The organism is Stenotrophomonas sp. STK17_22, assembly GCF_051983905.1.
Classification (GTDB): Bacteria; Pseudomonadota; Gammaproteobacteria; order Xanthomonadales; family Xanthomonadaceae; genus Stenotrophomonas; species Stenotrophomonas maltophilia_A.
In genome coordinates, this window is the sequence record NZ_CP197010.1 from 337201 (window position 1) to 354718 (window position 17518).

The window sequence follows — 17518 nt, forward strand, 5'->3', positions numbered from 1 at the left end:
AAGGCCCTGCCACCCAACGGGTGGTGGGGCCTTTCGCGTTTCTGGGGCACGGTCTGGGGCAAGATGCAGGTTCTTCCTGCAGGAGCCCCGGGCATGCGTGGTATCGACTTCAGTTCCTGGCAGGGCGTGCTGTCCACGTTGGCCGGCCTGGTCCTGATCACCCTGCTGGGCGTGGGCATCCGCCTGCTGGTGATGCAGACCCTGCAACAGCGCCGCGAGCGCGAGAACCGGCAGATCAACGAACGGCTGCGCACGCTGATGGCGGCCTACAAGACCCTGGGCGGGTCGTTCACTGGCGAACTGGGTGTGGATCCCAGCCATCGCCGCGACCTGCGCCAGCGCGAAAATGCCGAAGGCATCGCCGAACCCCGCTCGGATCGCGCGCGCCGCATCCGCGATGCGGTTGAAGCGGCACTGTCGGACATCCTGTTGCTGGGCACCGACGAGCAGGTGCGGCTGGCCGCGCGTGCGGCCAACGAACTGGCACAGGGGCGGCCGGTGCACCTCCACGAACTGGTGGTCTCGCTGCGCGACTTCGTGCGCGAAGCGCTGGATCTGGCCCCCATCCCGACCGACCTGCAGATTCCACCGCAGGGCCCGACCCGGCCCGCTGCCAGTGGCGGTGGCAAGGGCCGCAACGATGGCGATGCCAAGGGCGGTCGTGCGGGTGGTGGCGGTGGCGGCGGCGGTGGCGGAATGGGGGCCGGAATGGGCGGCATGGGCCTCGGCGCCGGCGCCGCACTGGGCGCCGGCCATGCCTCCGCCAGCGATGAGACGGACGCGCGCTGAGCACGTCCGCCCGGTTCAGCGCGTCAGCTCGTAGAGCGGCACGAACCCACCGTAGATCATCCGCGCGCCGTCGAACGGCATCGGATTCGTCGCCGGATCAAACCGCGGGTCTTCCATCATCTTCTTCATGCCGGCGTCGCGGGTCGGCTTGTCTGGCCATTCGATCCAGGAAAACACGACCGTCTCATCCGGCGTGGCTTTCACCGCGCCGAAGAAGTCGGTGGTTTTGCCGTGCGGTACGTCGTCACCCCAGCACTCGACCACGCGCAGCGCGCCGTACTCGATGAAAACGGGATCCCCTGTGCGTGCATGGGCGAGGAACTTCTCTTTGTTGGCGGTGGGCACCGCCAGGACGAAACCATCGATGTAGCTCATTGCCTGCCTCCGGATGGACCGTGCCGCATGCACGGCCTTCAAGTACCCGACGAACCAGGGCGCCGTGGATCGACATCCTGTGTGCGCCTGTTCAGCCCGGCCCACCGGGCAGCGGCGCCAGCACCGTCTCCGGTGGCTGCTGGCCGGCCAGGTGGCGCACGAAGTAGTCCCACATGCGGTGCGTGTAGGTGGCGTCGTTGCGGAACAGTTCGTGGTCCTGCCGGGCCAGGTACAGCAGGTCGTAGCTGCGCTGGGCCTTGTTCAGGGCGGCGGCCAGTTGCAGGGTCAGCGCCGGCGGCGCGTTCTCGTCCAGTTCGCCATAGACCAGCATCAGATGCCCACGCAGGTTGCCGGCCAACGCTGCATTGTCGAGTCCGGCAAAGGGCGCCGGCACGCCATCGGCCAGGGGTGTTGGCGGCAGCACGCCACCGAACAGCCGGTCCATGCCGTGCAATGCACCGCCGTACATGCCCTGGAAATTGTGGCTGCCGGCCGAGGCCACGCCCACCTTGTAGAACGCCGGATAGCGCAGCAGGGCGCGCGCTGCACTGTAACCACCGAACGAATGCCCGTAGATGCCGACCCGCTGCAGGTCGATGCCCCGGTAGCGTTCGCCCAGCTGGCGCAGCGCAGCCACATGGTCATCCAGCTGCACATCTGCCCCGTGCAGGAAGCTGCTGTCATGGAACGCCTTGTCGCGGCCACCGGTGCCGCGCGCGTCGATGCTGACCACCACGAAGCCCAGTTCGGTCAGGCTGGCGCGTGACACCGGATTCAAGGCGGACACCGCCTCGGCGTAGGTCACCGGCGCATTGCTGACGAAGGAGCCACCGTACATCGCGTCGATCACCGGAAAGCGGCCGTCATCGCGATAGTCGCGGGGCAGGTAGACGGTGGCGAAGATCGGCGTTCGCCCATCGGCGGCCAGCAGCCGCTCGCGCCGTGGGGGGCGCCAGCCGGCAGCAACGATCGCGCTGTTATCGGCTGTTTCCAGCACCATCACTTCACGGCCGTCATCGCTGGCCCGCAGCACGGTGCGTGGTGGCTGGTCGAGACGGGAAACGGTATCCACCAGATAGCCACCGCCAGGCGACAGCGCCTGGGGGGCGCGCCCGCCGAACAACGCGCCGGTGCCAGCATCGGCCAGATGGTCGTTGCCATCGGCGGCCAGGCGCTGGACCGGTCCCCCCTGCAGCGATACACGGTACAGGCCGCGTACGTAGGGGTCGCCACCGTCGACGCCGCCGGCGCTGAAGTATGCCCAGCCACCCGCAGCGTCCACGCCCAGCAGGTCGCGCACCGCCCATTGGCCGCGGGTGAGCTGGCGCAGCACCTTGCCGTCGGACAGGCGGACCCGGTATAGATGGCCCCAGCCATCGCGCTGCGAGAACCACACCGCCGTGTCCTGGCCGGGCAGGATGGCCACCGCTGGCCGGTTGTAGGAATACACGTTGAGCTGCAGGCGGGTGTCGCTGGCTTCTTCCAGAACCGTGCGCAACGCACCGTTGTTGGCATCGATCTCCAGCAGACGCAGCCTGCGCGGTGCGCCGAAGTGCGCGATCACGGCATACAACCGGTCGCCGTCCCAGCCGAGTACGCCGGCTTCGCTGAGGGTGTTCCAGCCTTCCGGCAAGGCGATGTCATGCTGCTGGCCATTGCGGGTGTCGACCACATACACGCTGTCGCGCACCTGCCGGGTGTCACCCAGCACCCCCAGCTTCACCGTATGCACGCGCGGCCGCGCGCTGTTGGCCGGGCTGCTTTCCAGATAGGGGTAGTCCTGCAGCGCGCGTTCGTCGTAGCGGATGCCGGCCACGTAGCGACCGTCCGGTGACCAGCCGACCGCGAACGGCCGCGTCGGCATCCGGCCCTGACGGCGGGGAATGCCGCGCAGGGTGAAGTCCGGCAGCACGCCATAGCCATGATTGGATTCACCGCCGCTGGTCAGCGCTCGTGCTGCCGTTCCGGGCGAGTGCAGCCACAGGTTGTGATCGCGTACCTGCAGCCAGGCATCACCGCCGGGCGATGGCAGTGCATCGGCCGCTGGCGCTGCATCCTGCGAAGGCACGCACTGCAGGCGTGGCCATTGACAGCTGATCGCCGCCTCGCCGTTGAACTGCAGGCGCAGGCCTCCATCCAGTACCTGCACGTTGTTCAAGCGCAGGCGTGGTCCGCTGGCGCCGAGAGGTGCAACCGCAGCGTCCAGCGCATCGGGTTCGAACAGGATCTGGCGTGTGGCCTGGACTGGATCGACCAGTACCGCCTGGCGCCGGCCCTGCGTGGTTTCGCGTTCGTACCAGAAGCGCCCATCGGCCAGCCAGTGGGGCAGCACCGAAGCATTGCGCAGCGCACCGCGAAGGTGACTGTCATGCACGCGTTCGGCGCGCTGGTAGTCAGCGGCCTGCAGTGCGTGCGCAGCGTGGATCGGAAACAGGGCAGCGCATGCCAGGAGCGCGGCGCGAACAGGCACCAGCGGCGGATCGGAAACGTACAAGGCAACCTCCTGTTGCAATCGACGACGAATCACAAATGCACGCGCGCCGCGCGCGTATGCCAGAGACAGCCTGAATCAAGGCAAAAAATTCAGCAATGCGAAGACCGCTGTTTTCAGGGAGCGTTGTGGCGAATAACGGAGAATTTACATTCCCGATGCGATGGCGCCCTGGCGCTGCTGCACACCATAAGAAAGTAAAGGTGTACCCCCATGAAGAATTCGCTGATTGCTCTGGCCCTGGCCGCTGCCCTGCCGTTCACCGCCTCGGCTGCTGAGAACCTGTCGTACAACTACGCCGAAGCCGACTACGCCAAGACCGACATCGACGCGTTCAAGGCCGACGGCTGGGGCGTGAAGGGTTCGTACGGCTTCCTGCCGAACTTCCACGCTTTCGGTGAGTACAGCCGCCAGGAAATCGACCACACCAACATCAAGCTGGACCAGTGGAAGATCGGCGCCGGCTACAACGTTGAAATCGCTCCGACCACCGACTTCGTTGCCCGCGTTGCCTACCAGAAGCGCGACCAGAAGCACGGCCTGGACTTCAACGGTTACAGCGCTGAAGCCGGTATCCGTACCGCCTTCGGTGCCCACGCCGAAGTCTACGGCATGGTCGGCTACGAAGATTTCTCGAAGAAGCACGGCATCAATCCGGAAGGCCAGTGGTACGGCCGCCTGGGTGGTCAGGTCAAGCTGAACCAGAACTGGGGCCTGAACGGCGAGCTGAAGATGAACCGCGACGGCGACAAGGAATACACCGTCGGCCCGCGCTTCAGCTGGTAATTGCTTCCTCGGCGCGCCTGCGCGCCGAAGATGCCTCGACAGGCCCGGCCCATGCCGGGCCTGTTGCGTTTCCGGCTGGGCAAACGCTACCTGACCGTGGCGCGGCGGAAGGGCGGCATTGCAACGAATTGGATTCCGCAGGCGTCGGCTGCGCCCTAGGGTGAGTGGCCTGTTCTGCAGGAATGCAACCATGCCCACGTTTCCGTCGCCCCGAGATTCTCCCTGCCGCCTGTTGCTGCTGGATCCGCACCCGCTGTTGCGGCATGGCGTGCAGGAAGTCCTGGCCCGGCAGGCGGACCTGCAGGTCGATGGAAGCTACGGTCGCAGCGGTGATCTGCTGCAGCGCCTGCAGCAGCAGGCGGCCGCGATCGATCTGCTGCTGGTCGACGCCTTGCCGATCGGTGACAGCGGGGAAGGTCTGGAACTGCTGCGGCACCTATCACGCCATTGGCCGGCAGTGCCGATCCTGGTGTTGTCCGCGCACTGCAACGCGGGTGTCGTGTCCTTGGCCCTGCAGGCCGGTGCGCGCGGATTCCTGTCCAAGGCCTGCGCGCCGCAGACGCTGCTGCGGGCAGTGAGCGTGGTCGCCCGTGGCGGACGCTTCGTGCCGCCGGAACTGCGTGCACAGTTGAACCAGTCCCGCCGGCAACGCCAGCAGCCCGTGCGTCCACCACGGTTGAGTACGCGCGAGCGCACCGTCCTGCAGTGGGTGCTGCGCGGCTGCAGCACCGGCGAGATGGCACGCCGCAGTGGGCGTACAGCCAGCACCATCAGCACGCAGAAGCGAGCGGCTTACCGCAAGCTGGGCATCCGCAACGATGGCGAGCTGTTCCGTTTCCGCCATCTGATCGACGCTGATCGAGGCGGCGTTACTCGCCCTGGTACTGCTTTTCTTCCACCAGCGCCGAACCGGCCACGCGGTTGATCTCGTTCTTCACCTGCACGCGCTCGCCATTGGTGCCATAGACACCACGCGCCAGCTGGATGAACGCATCGTCGAACACCTGGGCTGCTTCCTTGTCGCGCAGCTGGTCCTGGATATCCCACATGCGCTCGTTGATCGTCTTCAGCTGCTGCTTCAGCACGGCCAGTGCCGGCTGTGCCTGCAGCTGCTGCTGCAGCAAGGGCAGCAGGCCGTCCAGCTCGGTGCGGACGTTGGCCAGCTTGGCCACATCGTCGATGCGCTCGGCCTTGATCTCGAGAATGGTGATCTTGTCGATCAGCTCGCCGATCGATACCGGGGTCAGGATGGCGTCCACGCGGTTGGTTCCTGGAAACAAGGCGCCATGATACCGCGCCGCTGGCACGCGGCCCCCGGTCCACGGGATTTACGCCGAATTTGCGCCACGGGCCCGGCAGCACCCTCGATCCGTTACGGCCACCACCTCGACACTGCGTTCCCGGCGGCGCAACCGCCTTCAACGAGGAACACAGTGCAGTGAACAGCAAGGGGATGATGGCGGCAGTGGTGGCCGCCCTGGCAGGGCTGCTCGGCATCGGCAGCGCCCAGGCACAGGTGCAGGTCAGCGGCAGTGCCGCACTGACCAGCGACTACGTGTGGCGTGGCAGCTCGCAGAGCGATGGCGACCCGGCGGTGCAGGCGGGCGCGAAGATCTCGGTCGCATCGGGTTGGTATGCCAGCGTGTGGGGCTCCAACGTTTCGTTCAAACCGGACAATGGCGCGCGCAGCGAGTTCGACCTGGTGGCAGGCTGGTCCGGCGCGCTGGCACCGGACTGGACACTGGATGCCAACCTGACCCGCTATGTGTATCCAGGTACCGGCCGCGCGCTGGACTGGACCGAACTCAATACCACCCTGAACTGGAAGCAGCGCGCCTGGTTGCAGATCGCGCATTCCAACGACGCGTTGGCCGGTGGCCATCGCGGCACCTATGCCCAGCTGGGTGTGCGGGTGCCGCTGCACGAGCGGTTCCGCCTCGAAGCGGCGGTAGGCCAGTACTGGCTGGCCACCGCACAGGGGCGTGATTACCTGCATGGCCAGCTCAGTGCCATCGCCTCGCTGACCCCGGCATGGGAACTGCGCGCCACCGTGCATGACACCGACAACGCAGCGAAGCGGCTGTTTCCGGACAATGCCGGCGGACGCTGGGAGCTGGTGCTGCAGGGCAGCTTCTAGTCAGTCACCGAAGCCTGGCGCGCGCGCAGCGCGCCGGGCAGCCACAGCAGCAGGGCCAGCATGGCCACCGCAGCACCGGCCACGCAGACGCCGGTCCAGCCGAAGCGCTGGTAGACCTGCGCCGACAGCAGCGAACCCAGCGAACCGCCGATGAAGTAGCCGGTCATGTAGCCGGCATTGAGGCGGTTGCGCGCTGCCGGTTGCAGTGCGTAGATCAGGCTCTGGTTACTCACGTGCAGCAGCTGCGCGGCCAGGTCCAGCACCACCACGCCGACCAGCAGCGCCAGCAGCGAGTGTGCCGACAGCCCCAACGGCAGCCATGACAGCAGCAACAGCACCAGCGCGATGGCGGTGGCGCGTCCGGTCTGGCCGCGGTCGGACATGCGCCCGGCCAGGCCCGCAGCCAGCGTGCCGGCGGCACCGACCAGCCCGAACAGGCCGATGGTAGCGTCGCTGTAGGCGTAAGGTGGCTGCGCCAGCAGGAACGCGAGCGGGGTCCAGAAGATCGCGAACATGGCGAAGCTGCAGGCGCCCAGCAGGGTGCGCTGGCGCAGCACCGGCTCCTGCACGAACAGCACGCCGATCGAGCGCAGCAATGCGAAATAACCGAGGCCGGCGCTGTGGTGGAATCGCGGCAGGCCGCGCTGCAGCGCCAGCGCGGCCAGCACCAGGGTGCCGGCGGCGATGGCATACACCAGGCGCCAGTCGCCCAGGCTGGAAAGCAGTCCGGCCACGGTGCGGGCCAGCAGGATGCCCAGCAGCAAGCCACTCATCAATGTGCCGACCACGCGGCCACGATGTTCCGGTGCGGCCAGCGTGGCCGCGAACGGCACCAGTACCTGTGCCACCACCGAGAACAGGCCGGTGATCGCGGTACCCACCAGCAGCCAGGCCAGCGACGGCGCACAGGCACTGATCACCAGCCCGCCGGCGGACAGCAGGCTCATCACCACGATCAGGCGGCGGCGTTCGAACAGGTCACCCAGCGGCACCAGCAGGATCAGTCCGGCGGCATAGCTCAGCTGTGCGGCGGTGACCACCATGCCGACCTGGCCGAACGGCACACCGAAGGCATCGGCGATGGTGTGCAGCAGCGGCTGCGCATAGTAGTTGCTGGCCACGGCCACGCCGGTAGCCACCGACATCAGCAGCACCTGCCAGCGGTGCAGAGGGGGAAGGGACGGACTCACGCGGTGTTCGAGGAAGCGGGGGAGCACAGTGTCCGCCTGCTGCAGTCATGATGGAAATGAATCATCATCATCTCTGTCATCTGAAAATGAGATGGTTGCGTGAATCTCAAGCAGCTCGAGTTCGCCGTCGCCCTGGCCGAGGAGGGCAACTTCACCCGCGCCGCCGAGCGCTGCCACGTGGTGCAGTCCGCGCTCAGTCACCAGATCGCCCATCTTGAGCAGGAACTGGGCACAACGCTGTTCGAGCGCCTGCCGCGCCAGGTGCGGGCCACCGCCGCCGGCGAGGCGCTGCTGGTGCATGCACGCCAGGTGCTGGCCAGCCTGCGCCACCTGCGCGCCGACGTGGCCGCCGTCACTGGCGAGGTGCGTGGCCTGCTGGCGATCGGGCAGATCTCCTCGCTGACCGACATCGATGTGGTGGCGATGCTGGCGGCCTTCCAGCAGGCGCACCCGCAGGTGGAGTTCCAGCTGCGGGTCGACAAGAGCGAGGACCTGATCGCGCAGGTGCAGTCGCGAGAGCTGGACGTGGCGCTGGTCGGATTGGCGCCGTCGGCAGGGCTGGACGGGGTCTGCCACCAGATGCTGCAGGAAGAAGACCTGGTGGCGGTGCTGGCGCCGTCGCACCGCTTGGCCCGCCGCAAGCGGCTGCCATTGACCGAACTGCAGGACGAGGCGCTGGTCGACTTTCCGCGCGGCACCGGTGCGCGGCGGCAGACCGACGATGCCTTCGCTGCCGCTGGCCTGCCGCACACGGTGCGCTTCGAGGTCAATCTGATGGAACTGATCGAGCGCTTCGTCCGCCATGGGCTGGCGGTTGGCATCGTGCCAGCGTTGATCGCCGACGGGTTCCAGGGGGTGGTACAGATTCCGCTGCAGCCGACCCCGACCCGCCGCGTGCACCTGGTCTGGCAGCGACTGCCGACACCGGCGGCGCGGGCGTTCGTCGAGGCCGTGCTCAGCCGCGCAGGCGCAGGCTCAGGCCCTTGAGGAAATTGCGCAGCATCTGGTCCAGGCAGCGCCGGTAGTTAGTGTGCCCGGGCTGGCGGAACAAGGCGCCCACTTCCGACTTGGAGACGTTGAAGCCGGCGCTGGCGAAGATCTCCATCAGATCGACGTCGCGCAGCTGGAAGGCGACGCGCAGCTTCTTCAGCACCAGGTTGTTGTCGATGCGGGTTTCCACCGCACGCTGAGGCTGGCTCTCATCGCGACCGCGCAGGTGCACGATCAGGCCGTCGAGGAAGTGCGCCAGCGCGCTGTCGCTCATCGCTTCGAAACCGGCTTCGTCCTCGCGGCGCAGCCAGGCTTTCACCTGTTCCGGATCCACGGCGAAGGCCGGGTCGGCCATCTGGCACAGGGTCACCACGTGGTGGTCGCCCAGGTCCAGGGAGTAGCGCACGCTGCGCAGGACATCGTTGTTGATCATGGGCCCAATTGTACCGGTCACCCCGACAGGTGGGGCCGGATCTGGCCGATCAGGCAACGCAACCCCCGGCCGACGGTGCCAGAATGGGGGTCTGGTTTTTCCCCCTGGAGTTGCCTGATGACCCGCACTGTCCTGATTACCGGCGCCACGTCCGGCTTCGGCGCCGCCGCCGTCCACCGCTTCGCCCAGGCGGGCTGGAAGGTGATCGCCACCGGCCGCCGCGGCGAACGCCTGCAGCCGCTGGTCGAGCGCTACGGCAAGGACGTGGTGCATGCCGCCGCCTTCGACATCCGCGATCCGGTGGCGATGGAAGCGGCGCTGCTGGCACTGCCGCCGGCCTTCGGCGAGATCGATCTGCTGGTCAACAACGCCGGCCTGGCGCAGGGCACTGCGCCGGCACAGAGCGCCAAGTTGTCGGACTGGACCACGATGATCGACACCAACATCACCGCGCTGGTGACCCTGACCCACCGCCTGCTGCCGCAGCTGGTGGAGCGCAAGGGCGCAATCATCAACATTTCGTCGGTGGCCGGCGTCTACCCGTACCCGGGCGGCAATGCCTACGGTGGCACCAAGGCCTTCGTCAGCCAGTTCTCGCTCGGCCTGCGTTCGGACCTGCACGGCACCGGCGTGCGCGTGACCACGATCGAGCCGGGCATGGCCGAAACCGAGTTCACCGTGGTGCGTACCCATGGCGACCAGGCGGCGTCGGACAAGCTCTATACCGGCGCCAACCCGATGACCGCCGAAGACATCGCCGAACAGATCTTCTGGGTGGCCAGCCTGCCGCCGCACCTGAACATCAATCGCCTGGAACTGATGCCGGTCAGCCAGTCCTTCGCCGGTTTCCAGGTCGCCCGCGAAGGCTGACGGTCATTTGTAGAGTCGAGCCATGCTCGACTGCTCTTCGCCCTTTGTAGAGTCGAGCTTGCTCGACTGCTTTGAACGGCAGTCGAGCAAGCTTGTATGTTCCTCCCGGCTCCTACGCGGTATGTAGGAGCCAGGGTGGAGGGACCGTCAAGCATGCATCTGCGGATACTAGCCGACAGACGAGTCGAGCGATCCCCATCCCGCACACGAACGTCGATAAAGGATCGTACGGCCCCCAAAGGGGATCGTCGATGTAGGCAAGCTAACGTCGGTGCGGTACCACCCCAGCCCCTTAAAGATAGCTGGGAGCCGTACAAATGTCTGATTCTCTCGATATTGGCGTGGACGTGGACTCCAAGGAGTTCGTACCGGCAGTGGCCGACCGCAAGGCCGGCGACAGGATCGCCAACACCCGGGCCGGCATAGCCCAGTGGCTCAACACCTTGCCCCAGCGATGCCGGATTGGCATGGAGGCGACGGGGCGGTACTACGAGTTGTTGGCTCGGATGGCTGGCCAGGCAGGCCACGTTGTCTATGTGATCAATCCACGTCTGATCAAGCACTACGGCCGGGCGACGGGCTCGCGTGGCAAGACGGACGCCATGGACGCCGAAGCGATCGCCCGGTACGTGAAGAAGGAGAACGATCGCCTGCGTGAATACGTACCGCGTACCGATGAGCAGCAGCAGATGCACGATTTGCTGCGCAAGCGGCAGACGCTGGTAAAGACACGCGCGCGCCTGGAGCAATCCTTCGGGGTAAGCAAAAGTGCCCCCGGGGAGCTGTCAGATCTGTTCTGCGCTCTGGCTGGGACGCTGTCCGAGCTGGAAAGCGAACTGCAGCGCTTGGGTCGCGATGGAGAGCATGGCACGCTCTACAAGCGCCTGTTGACCATCCCTGGTATCGGCCCCGCCGTCGCCGCTCACCTGATTTACTACATGACGCGCTGGCCGTTGGCCAACGCCAACGCGTGGATCGCCTGCACCGGCCTGGATCCCCGGCCTAACGAGTCTGGCGGCAGAACGGGACGGCGTCGGCTGTCCAAACAGGGCGCGCCAGTGCTGCGCCAGATGCTCTACATGGCCGCCATGGGGCTCAAGCGGTGTCGTCGGGGGCAACCGCTCTACGACGAGCTGTCAAAACGCGGTCACCCCAGCACCGCCGTCTTCAACATCCTGGCCAGAAAGCTGGCCAGGATCGCCTGGGGTGTCTTCAAAAGCGGCCGGGACTTCGATCCGGCCATGCTGAAGGTGGGTCAAGCCTGCTTCCAGCAGGCTTGACCACGAACATAGGATCTCGACTCTACACAGACAAAAAAAAGCCGGGCTGTGCCCGGCTTTTCATTCACTTCGGCAGACTCACTGTGCCTTGATCGCCATCGCCTGCAGGCCGGTGCCATCCAGCTTCTGCTTGGCTTCAGACAGTTCACCTGCACTGCCATACGGCCCCATGCGCACGCGGTACACGGTCTTGCCGTTGATCTGCGCCGATTCCACGCGTGCCGCCAGGCCCATCATCGCCAGCTTGGCCTTGGTCGCTTCGGCATCGCCGGAGGCACCGAACGCACCCGCCTGCAGGATGTAGCGGGCATTGTCAGCGGCAGCCGGTGCCGCAGCGCCTGCGGTAGTGGCCGCGGTCGGCGCGGTTTCCGCACGCGCTGCCGGAGTGGCGGCGGCGGTGCTGGTCGACGCCGTCGGCGTGCTGGCCGGAGGCGTTGCCGCAGCCGGTCGTTCGCTCAGCGGTGCCGGCAGCGGACGGCTGGTGGCGGTCACCGGTGCGGTGCTGGCCACGCTGGCGGTTGCCGTCGGTGCGGGCGCGGTAGCCGCTGGCGGCGGAACCGGCTTGCCTTCCAGTGCCGCCTGCGCGCGCTGCGCTTCGGCCTTGGCCCGGCGCTGGTCCTCGGCACGCGCGCTGGCGGCCAGTTCGGCGTCGGACATTTCAACTTCCTTGCCCGGCAGCAGGGTGTAGAAGTCGTACTGGGTGGCGGCCGGCTTTTCCGGTTCGGCCGGCTTCGGCGTGGCCGGCTGCGCGGCCGGCTGGGTGCCGACATCGCTGTCGGCATCAGCGACCGGGGCAGGCTGCGCGTTCGGGTTCGGCTGCGGACCGGCGCGAAGGAAGCCATCGCCTTCGCCCTTGAACAGGTTCGGCGCCGCCAGGAACACCACGGCCGCAATCGCCACGCCAGCGACCAGCCACACCCATCCGGGTGTGCCCTGGCTGCTGCTGTTGCGTCGTGCCTGGTTTTTGCCGCGTCGTGCTGCCATGTGTACTGCGTCTCCTGATGCTTACATTTTTTCCGGGGCGCTGACGCCCAGGAGTTCGAGGCCGTTGGCCAGCACCTGGCGCGCGGCGCAGGCCAGGGTCAGCTTGGCGTTGCGATCCGCAGCGTCTTCCACCAGTACCGGCGTCCCGTGATACCACGTGTGGAACGCGTGCGCCAATTCACGCAGGTACTGCGCCACCAGATGCGGTTCCAGCGCCACGCCGGCCGCCTCCACCACTTCCGGGTACCGCGAGATCTCGTTCATCAGCAGCAGCGAGGCGTCGTCGGCCAGGCGGCCGAGGTTGGCCAGGCCATTGCCCTGTTCGTACACCAGGCCCTTCTCCTGTGCCTGGCGCAGCAGGCTGCAGACGCGGGCGTGCGCGTACTGCACGTAGAAGACCGGGTTGTCGTTGCTCTGCTGGCGGGCCAGGTCGATGTCGAAGGTCAGCTGCGAATCGGGCTTGCGCGCGATCAGGAACCAACGGGTGGCATCGCGGCCGGCCTCCTCGATCAGGTCGCGCAGGGTGAAGTAGCTGCCGGCACGCTTGGACAGCTTCACTTCCTCGCCGCCACGCATGACGGTGACCATCTGGTGCAGCACGTACTCCGGCCAGCCCTGCGGGATGCCCACTTCCATCGCCTGCAGGCCGGCGCGCACGCGTGCCAGCGAACCATGGTGATCGGCGCCGAGCTCGGTGATCGCGCGCTCGTAGCCGCGCTGCCACTTGGACAGGTGGTAGGCCACGTCCGGCACGAAGTAGGTGAAGGTGCCGTCGGACTTGCGCATCACGCGGTCCTTGTCGTCACCGAAGTCGGTGCTGCGCAGCCACAGCGCGCCACCTTCTTCATAGGTATGACCCGAGGCCTGCAGCTTGGCGACCGCTTCGGCGACTTTGCCGTCGGCGTACAGCGAGCTTTCCAGGAAATAGATGTCGAAGTCGACGCCGAACGCGGCCAGGTCCAGATTCTGCTCGTTGCGCAGGTAGGCCACGGCGAAGCGACGGATCGCCTGCATGTCGTCCGGGTCCTTGGCGCCGACCACGGTGCTGCCTTCCAGATCGACGCTGGCGCCGGCCATGTAGGCGCGGGCGACGTCGGCGATGTATTCACCGCGGTAGCCGCCTTCCGGCCAGCCGTCCTGGTCCGGCGCGATGCCCTTGATCCGCGCCTGGGTGGACAGCGCCAGGTTCTCGATCTGCACGCCGGCGTCGTTGTAGTAGAACTCACGCTTGGCGTTCCAGCCGTTGGCGTCGAGCACACGCGCCACGCAGTCGCCGATCGCCGCCGCGCGGCCATGGCCGACATGCAGCGGGCCGGTCGGGTTGGCCGACACGTACTCCACGCCCACCGTGCGGCCATTGCCGGACAGGTTGCGGCCGTAGTCGTGGGCTTCCTTGATGACCGACGCGGCTTCACGCTGGTACGCGGCCGGCGCCAGGTGGAAATTGATGAAGCCGGGGCCGGCGATCTCGACCTTGCTGACGTCCTCGCTGCGCGGCAGTGCCTCGACCAGCGCCTGTGCCAGTGCGCGCGGATTGCTGCGCGCGGCCTTGGCCAGCAGCATCGCGGCATTGGTGGCGAAGTCGCCGTGGTCACGGGTCTTCGGGCGCTCGACCACGAAGTCCGGCGGCAGGGAGTCGGCGGGCAGGGTGCCATTGGCGCGCAAGGCTTCGATGCCTTGGCTGATCAGGGCGCGGAGGAGATTTTTCACGAGGCCTGCTGTGAGAATGAGCGGCGGAATCGCCCATTTTAGCGCAGATACCAGCGGCCACGCTGACCGAAACCTGCCTGTGGGGGCGACCGATGGCGCCCGGAGGGCGGGCGCTCAGCCGAACAGGCGGGGCTGGGGCGGCGACAGCAGGCCTCGTTCAGCAAACGAAACGGGGCGGCCCTCACCGACCACGAAGTGGTCCAGCAGGCGCACGTCCACCATCGCCAGTGCCTGCTGCAGTTCGTCGGTGATGCGGGTATCGGCGCTGGAGGGTTCCGGGTCGCCGGAAGGGTGGTTGTGGCTGAGGATCACCGCCGCCGCGTTGTGCAGCAGGGCGCGCCGCACCACTTCGCGGGGGTAGACCGGTGCGGCGTTGATGGTGCCGTGGAACAGCTCCTCGCAGGCGATCAGGCGGTGCCGGTTGTCCAGGAACAGGGCCATGAAGATCTCCCGGGCCTGCCCGCGCAGGCGGTGCTGCAGATAGCGGCCGACCGCGGCCGGGTTGTTGCCGACCGCTTCGCCGTGTTCCAGCTCGGCAGCCAGGTAGCGGTGGGCCAGTTCCAGCCCGGCAGCCAGCGTACAGCTGCGCGCCGGGCCGAGCCCGGGCAGGCGGGCCAGGTCACGCGCGGGGCGGTCCAGCAGCACCCGCAACGGGCCGTGCGCCTGCAGCAGGTCGCGCGCGGTCTGCACGGCATCGCGGCCACCGAACCCGGAGCCGAGAAACAGGGCCAGCAGTTCGGCGTCGGAAAGTGCCGTGGGCCCGCGCGCGATCAGCTTCTCGCGGGGGCGTTCCTGTTCGGGCCAGTCATGGATGGGCATGCCTGCATCATCGCCAGCCTGCGTGACGGCTCCCATCGGTGCATACCGCAGCACCGGGTCGGACGATGCCTCACCCGCGTCGGGTCTGCAGATAGTCGAACAGTTCCTGGTTGTTCTGCAGGCCCAGCTTGCGCTTGGCTTCGGCCTTCTGCCGGCTGATGGTCTTCGGGCTGCGCCCGCAGCGTTCGGCGACGGCATTCACGCTGAGCCCGGTCGCCAGCAGATCCAGCACTTCCTGTTCCCGCGCCGACAGCGGCGACGGTTCGCGTGGAAACAGCAGGTCGCGCGCCTGCAGGTGGTGGCGCAGCTGCTGGGAGACGAAGACCTGCCCGGCCAGTGCGGCGTTCAGTGCCTGCGGCAGTTCGGCGAAATCGGCGCATTTGTCGACCAGCCCACTGATGCCCTCGCGCAGCAGTCCGTCCAGCAGCCCGGGATGGCGGGCGCCGGTCAGCACCACCACCGGCAGCCTGGGGTGACGCACGCGCAGCGCGTCGATCAGCTCTGGACCGTCCGGGCCGTCACCCGGCATCGACAGGTCGGTCAGCACCGCATCGCAGTCGTGGTGGTCCACCAGCTCCAGCAGCTGGGCGCCGTCACGTGCACTGCCGACGATGTCCATCAGGTGGGTCTGCAGCACGATACGGATGCCATGCAGGACCACGGGATGGTCGTCGGCAATGATGATGCGTGGATGCACGAGGCTCCTCGAAGGTCGAACAGGCCACGGCAGACGGCAGCCAATGCCTGATTCTGCAAAAGCGCAGACCCGCAGAGGTATAGGAAAGGTCCGAAACCGATGCCCGGCTAACCCAGGGTCAGGCGCAGCGCGCTCCATCTACTGATAGCTGTCCGCTATGTGCACCCTGCACCGGGACATTACCGACCATCGGGTAAGCTAGCGCCCTCGTTTGCACAGGAATTCCAGGTGGCTGACTCCCCCAACGCTTCCCCCGCGCAGGCCCGCGCGCTGGAAGGTCAGAAACTGCTGTTGTGCGTCGGAGGCGGGATCGCGGCCTACAAGGCCCTGGAACTGGTGCGTCGCCTGCGCGACGCCGGTGCCCAGGTGCAGGTGGCGATGACCGCCGGTGCCCAGCAGTTCGTCACTCCGCTCAGTTTCCAGGCCCTGTCCGGGCAGCCCACCCGCACCACGCTGTGGGACAGCGCCGCCGAACAGGCCATGGGCCACATCGAGCTGGCGCGCTGGGCCGACCGCATCGTGGTTGCCCCGGGAACCGCCGATCTGCTGGCCCGGCTGGCCCAGGGCCACGCCGATGATCTGGTCAGCACCCTGTGCCTGGCCAGTACCGCGCCGCTGACGATCTGCCCGGCGATGAACCACCGCATGTGGCTGCATCCGGCCACCCAGGCCAACATCGCCCTGCTGCGCCAGCGCGGCGCGCAGGTGATCGGCCCGGTCGACGGTCCGCTGGCCGAAGGCGAATCCGGTCCCGGCCGTCTGGCCGAACCGGGCGACATCGTTGCCGCGCTGGCTGCCAATGGCGGTGCTGCAGCGGCGGTTGTCGCACCGGAAACCCGCGCGCTGCAGGGCCTTCGCCTGCTGATCAGCGCTGGCCCGACCTATGAAGACATCGATCCGGTGCGCTACGTCGGCAACCGCAGCAGCGGCAAGATGGGCTTTGCCCTGGCCGCGGCCGCCGCGACGATGGGCGCCCAGGTGGTGCTGGTCAGCGGCCCGGTACAGCTGCCGACGCCGCCCGGCGTGCAGCGCGTCGACGTGCGCTCGGCTGCGCAGATGCGCGATGCCGTGCTGAAGTCGCTGCCGGCCGACATCTATATTGGTGCCGCAGCGGTGTCCGACTACACACCGCGCCAGGTGGCCCAGCAGAAGCTGAAGAAGACCGCCGACAGCCAGTCGCTGGTGATCGAGCTGGTGCGCACGCCGGACATCCTTGCCGAAGTCGCCGCGCAGACCCAGTCGCTGAAGCTGGTGGTCGGCTTCGCCGCCGAGACCCACGACGTGGAGAAATACGCGCGTGGCAAGCTGGTCGACAAGCGCCTCGACCTGGTGATCGCCAACCAGGTCGGCATCAGCGGTGGCGGTTTCGAGAGCGACAACAATGCCGCCACGGCCTTCTGGCAGGACGGTGAACAGGTATTCCCGGCCACCTCCAAGCGTGAGCTGGCCGAACAACTGCTGGCGCTGATCGCGCGGAGACTCCAGGCATGACCCAGGCTTTCACTTCCCTACCGCTGCAGGTCAAGCTGCTCGACCCGCGTTTCGGCGACAGCTGGCCACTGCCGGCCTACGCAACCGAGGCCAGCGCCGGCATGGACCTGCGCGCGGCGCTGGATACCGCGCTGACCCTGCAGCCGGGCGACACCGCGCTGGTGCCCAGCGGCCTGGCCATCCACATCGCCGATCCGCACCTGTGCGCGGTGATCCTGCCGCGCTCGGGGCTGGGCCATCGCCACGGCATCGTGCTCGGCAACGGCACCGGCCTGATCGATGCCGATTACCAGGGCCCGCTGCTGATCAGCGTCTGGAACCGTGGCCGCGAGGCCTTCACCATCGAGCCGGGCGATCGCATCGCGCAGCTGGTGATCGTGCCGATTGCCCGCGTCAGCCTGCAGGTGGTGGATACTTTCACCGACAGCGTGCGGGGAACGGGTGGATTCGGCCATACCGGGGTGCGTTGACAGGGG

Annotated in this window: 18 protein-coding genes; 9 read left to right on the top strand and 9 right to left on the bottom strand. The window is 67.3% G+C overall.

Annotated elements, in window-relative coordinates:
* Positions 1 to 93 precede the first annotated feature (93 nt).
* Positions 94 to 789, top strand: a complete 696-nt coding sequence (locus ACSYS9_RS01500) for a hypothetical protein (RefSeq protein ID WP_071229376.1) — start codon at positions 94 to 96, stop codon at positions 787 to 789.
* A gap of 15 nt (positions 790 to 804) precedes the next feature.
* Here the strand turns inward: ACSYS9_RS01500 and ACSYS9_RS01505 are convergent, their stop codons facing one another.
* The gene (locus ACSYS9_RS01505) at positions 805 to 1164 is read right to left on the bottom strand and encodes a DUF1428 domain-containing protein (RefSeq protein ID WP_032130337.1); all 360 of its coding nucleotides are present in this window, start codon (positions 1162 to 1164) and stop codon (positions 805 to 807) included.
* Between the two features lie 91 nt (positions 1165 to 1255).
* A complete protein-coding gene (locus tag ACSYS9_RS01510) occupies positions 1256 to 3658 on the bottom strand; it encodes a S9 family peptidase (protein ID WP_071229375.1) in 2403 nt (800 codons plus the stop codon).
* A 210-nt stretch (positions 3659 to 3868) separates the two neighbouring features.
* On the opposite strand from ACSYS9_RS01510, the gene ACSYS9_RS01515 reads away from it, so the two are divergent.
* Together ACSYS9_RS01515 and ACSYS9_RS01520 are read left to right on the top strand one after the other, a co-directional pair.
* Positions 3869 to 4441 carry an OmpO family porin gene (locus tag ACSYS9_RS01515; RefSeq protein ID WP_032130335.1) on the top strand — a complete coding sequence of 191 codons (573 nt, stop codon included), beginning with the start codon at positions 3869 to 3871 and terminating at the stop codon, positions 4439 to 4441.
* A 190-nt stretch (positions 4442 to 4631) separates the two neighbouring features.
* Positions 4632 to 5366 (top strand): response regulator transcription factor, encoded by a 735-nt coding sequence (locus ACSYS9_RS01520; protein ID WP_049462583.1) that lies wholly within the window; start codon positions 4632 to 4634, stop codon positions 5364 to 5366.
* On the opposite strand, the gene ACSYS9_RS01525 is transcribed toward ACSYS9_RS01520, so the two are convergent.
* Positions 5311 to 5700 carry a DUF6165 family protein gene (locus tag ACSYS9_RS01525; RefSeq protein ID WP_049462582.1) on the bottom strand — a complete coding sequence of 130 codons (390 nt, stop codon included), beginning with the start codon at positions 5698 to 5700 and terminating at the stop codon, positions 5311 to 5313. The two genes, ACSYS9_RS01520 and ACSYS9_RS01525, sit on opposite strands and share 56 nt — an antisense overlap.
* 179 nt (positions 5701 to 5879) lie before the next feature.
* Here ACSYS9_RS01525 and ACSYS9_RS01530 point away from each other — a divergent pair, with 179 nt between their 5' ends.
* Positions 5880 to 6578 carry a TorF family putative porin gene (locus tag ACSYS9_RS01530; protein ID WP_071229374.1) on the top strand — a complete coding sequence of 233 codons (699 nt, stop codon included), beginning with the start codon at positions 5880 to 5882 and terminating at the stop codon, positions 6576 to 6578.
* On the opposite strand, the gene ACSYS9_RS01535 is transcribed toward ACSYS9_RS01530, so the two are convergent.
* Positions 6575 to 7723 (bottom strand): MFS transporter, encoded by a 1149-nt coding sequence (locus ACSYS9_RS01535; protein WP_219631205.1) that lies wholly within the window; start codon positions 7721 to 7723, stop codon positions 6575 to 6577. The two genes, ACSYS9_RS01530 and ACSYS9_RS01535, sit on opposite strands and share 4 nt — an antisense overlap.
* 144 nt (positions 7724 to 7867) lie before the next feature.
* On the opposite strand from ACSYS9_RS01535, the gene ACSYS9_RS01540 reads away from it, so the two are divergent.
* Positions 7868 to 8755, top strand: coding sequence for a LysR family transcriptional regulator (locus ACSYS9_RS01540; RefSeq protein ID WP_049398095.1), 888 nt, complete (start codon positions 7868 to 7870; stop codon positions 8753 to 8755).
* On the opposite strand, the gene ACSYS9_RS01545 is transcribed toward ACSYS9_RS01540, so the two are convergent.
* Positions 8724 to 9191 carry a DUF1456 family protein gene (locus ACSYS9_RS01545; RefSeq protein WP_005411992.1) on the bottom strand — a complete coding sequence of 156 codons (468 nt, stop codon included), beginning with the start codon at positions 9189 to 9191 and terminating at the stop codon, positions 8724 to 8726. The two genes, ACSYS9_RS01540 and ACSYS9_RS01545, sit on opposite strands and share 32 nt — an antisense overlap.
* 117 nt (positions 9192 to 9308) lie before the next feature.
* Here ACSYS9_RS01545 and ACSYS9_RS01550 point away from each other — a divergent pair, with 117 nt between their 5' ends.
* Together ACSYS9_RS01550 and ACSYS9_RS01555 are read left to right on the top strand one after the other, a co-directional pair.
* Complete coding sequence (locus ACSYS9_RS01550; protein WP_019337645.1) at positions 9309 to 10061, top strand: SDR family NAD(P)-dependent oxidoreductase; 753 nt, start codon at positions 9309 to 9311, stop codon at positions 10059 to 10061.
* 317 nt (positions 10062 to 10378) lie between these two features.
* Positions 10379 to 11341, top strand: a complete 963-nt coding sequence (locus ACSYS9_RS01555) for an IS110 family transposase (RefSeq protein ID WP_132808894.1) — start codon at positions 10379 to 10381, stop codon at positions 11339 to 11341.
* 78 nt (positions 11342 to 11419) lie between these two features.
* On the opposite strand, the gene ACSYS9_RS01560 is transcribed toward ACSYS9_RS01555, so the two are convergent.
* The 4 genes from ACSYS9_RS01560 to ACSYS9_RS01575 all read right to left on the bottom strand — a co-directional run bounded on the left by ACSYS9_RS01560 (position 11420) and on the right by ACSYS9_RS01575 (position 15551).
* The gene (locus ACSYS9_RS01560; RefSeq protein ID WP_032130329.1) at positions 11420 to 12325 is read right to left on the bottom strand and encodes an SPOR domain-containing protein; all 906 of its coding nucleotides are present in this window, start codon (positions 12323 to 12325) and stop codon (positions 11420 to 11422) included.
* A gap of 21 nt (positions 12326 to 12346) precedes the next feature.
* Positions 12347 to 14035, bottom strand: coding sequence for an arginine--tRNA ligase (argS, locus tag ACSYS9_RS01565; RefSeq protein ID WP_012478915.1), 1689 nt, complete (start codon positions 14033 to 14035; stop codon positions 12347 to 12349).
* Positions 14036 to 14149: 114 nt separating this feature from the next.
* A complete protein-coding gene (gene radC / locus ACSYS9_RS01570; protein WP_032130338.1) occupies positions 14150 to 14854 on the bottom strand; it encodes a RadC family protein in 705 nt (234 codons plus the stop codon).
* Between the two features lie 70 nt (positions 14855 to 14924).
* Positions 14925 to 15551, bottom strand: a complete 627-nt coding sequence (locus ACSYS9_RS01575; RefSeq protein WP_049399051.1) for a response regulator transcription factor — start codon at positions 15549 to 15551, stop codon at positions 14925 to 14927.
* 228 nt (positions 15552 to 15779) lie between these two features.
* Between ACSYS9_RS01575 and coaBC the strand changes: the two genes are divergently transcribed.
* On the top strand, positions 15780 to 17042 hold the full coding sequence (coaBC, locus tag ACSYS9_RS01580) for a bifunctional phosphopantothenoylcysteine decarboxylase/phosphopantothenate--cysteine ligase CoaBC (RefSeq protein WP_049462167.1): 1263 nt from the start codon (positions 15780 to 15782) through the stop codon (positions 17040 to 17042).
* The gene (gene dut / locus ACSYS9_RS01585) at positions 17039 to 17512 is read left to right on the top strand and encodes a dUTP diphosphatase (protein WP_049462166.1); all 474 of its coding nucleotides are present in this window, start codon (positions 17039 to 17041) and stop codon (positions 17510 to 17512) included. Before coaBC ends, dut begins: the two co-directional genes overlap by 4 nt.
* Positions 17513 to 17518 lie beyond the last annotated feature (6 nt).

Bases quoted from the DNA above. Each gene is read 5' to 3' on its own strand.
- ACSYS9_RS01555 (WP_132808894.1), top strand. From the start codon at position 10,379: ATGTCTGATTCTCTCGATATTGGCGTGGACGTGGACTCCAAGGAGTTC.
- ACSYS9_RS01515 (WP_032130335.1), top strand. From the start codon at position 3,869: ATGAAGAATTCGCTGATTGCTCTGGCCCTGGCCGCTGCCCTGCCGTTC.
- ACSYS9_RS01500 (WP_071229376.1), top strand. From the start codon at position 94: ATGCGTGGTATCGACTTCAGTTCCTGGCAGGGCGTGCTGTCCACGTTG.
- ACSYS9_RS01520 (WP_049462583.1), top strand. From the start codon at position 4,632: ATGCCCACGTTTCCGTCGCCCCGAGATTCTCCCTGCCGCCTGTTGCTG.
- ACSYS9_RS01545 (WP_005411992.1), bottom strand. From the start codon at position 9,191: ATGATCAACAACGATGTCCTGCGCAGCGTGCGCTACTCCCTGGACCTG.
- ACSYS9_RS01535 (WP_219631205.1), bottom strand. From the start codon at position 7,723: ATGTCGGTGGCTACCGGCGTGGCCGTGGCCAGCAACTACTATGCGCAG.
- ACSYS9_RS01560 (WP_032130329.1), bottom strand. From the start codon at position 12,325: ATGGCAGCACGACGCGGCAAAAACCAGGCACGACGCAACAGCAGCAGC.
- ACSYS9_RS01505 (WP_032130337.1), bottom strand. From the start codon at position 1,164: ATGAGCTACATCGATGGTTTCGTCCTGGCGGTGCCCACCGCCAACAAA.
- radC (WP_032130338.1), bottom strand. From the start codon at position 14,854: ATGCCCATCCATGACTGGCCCGAACAGGAACGCCCCCGCGAGAAGCTG.
- ACSYS9_RS01550 (WP_019337645.1), top strand. From the start codon at position 9,309: ATGACCCGCACTGTCCTGATTACCGGCGCCACGTCCGGCTTCGGCGCC.
- dut (WP_049462166.1), top strand. From the start codon at position 17,039: ATGACCCAGGCTTTCACTTCCCTACCGCTGCAGGTCAAGCTGCTCGAC.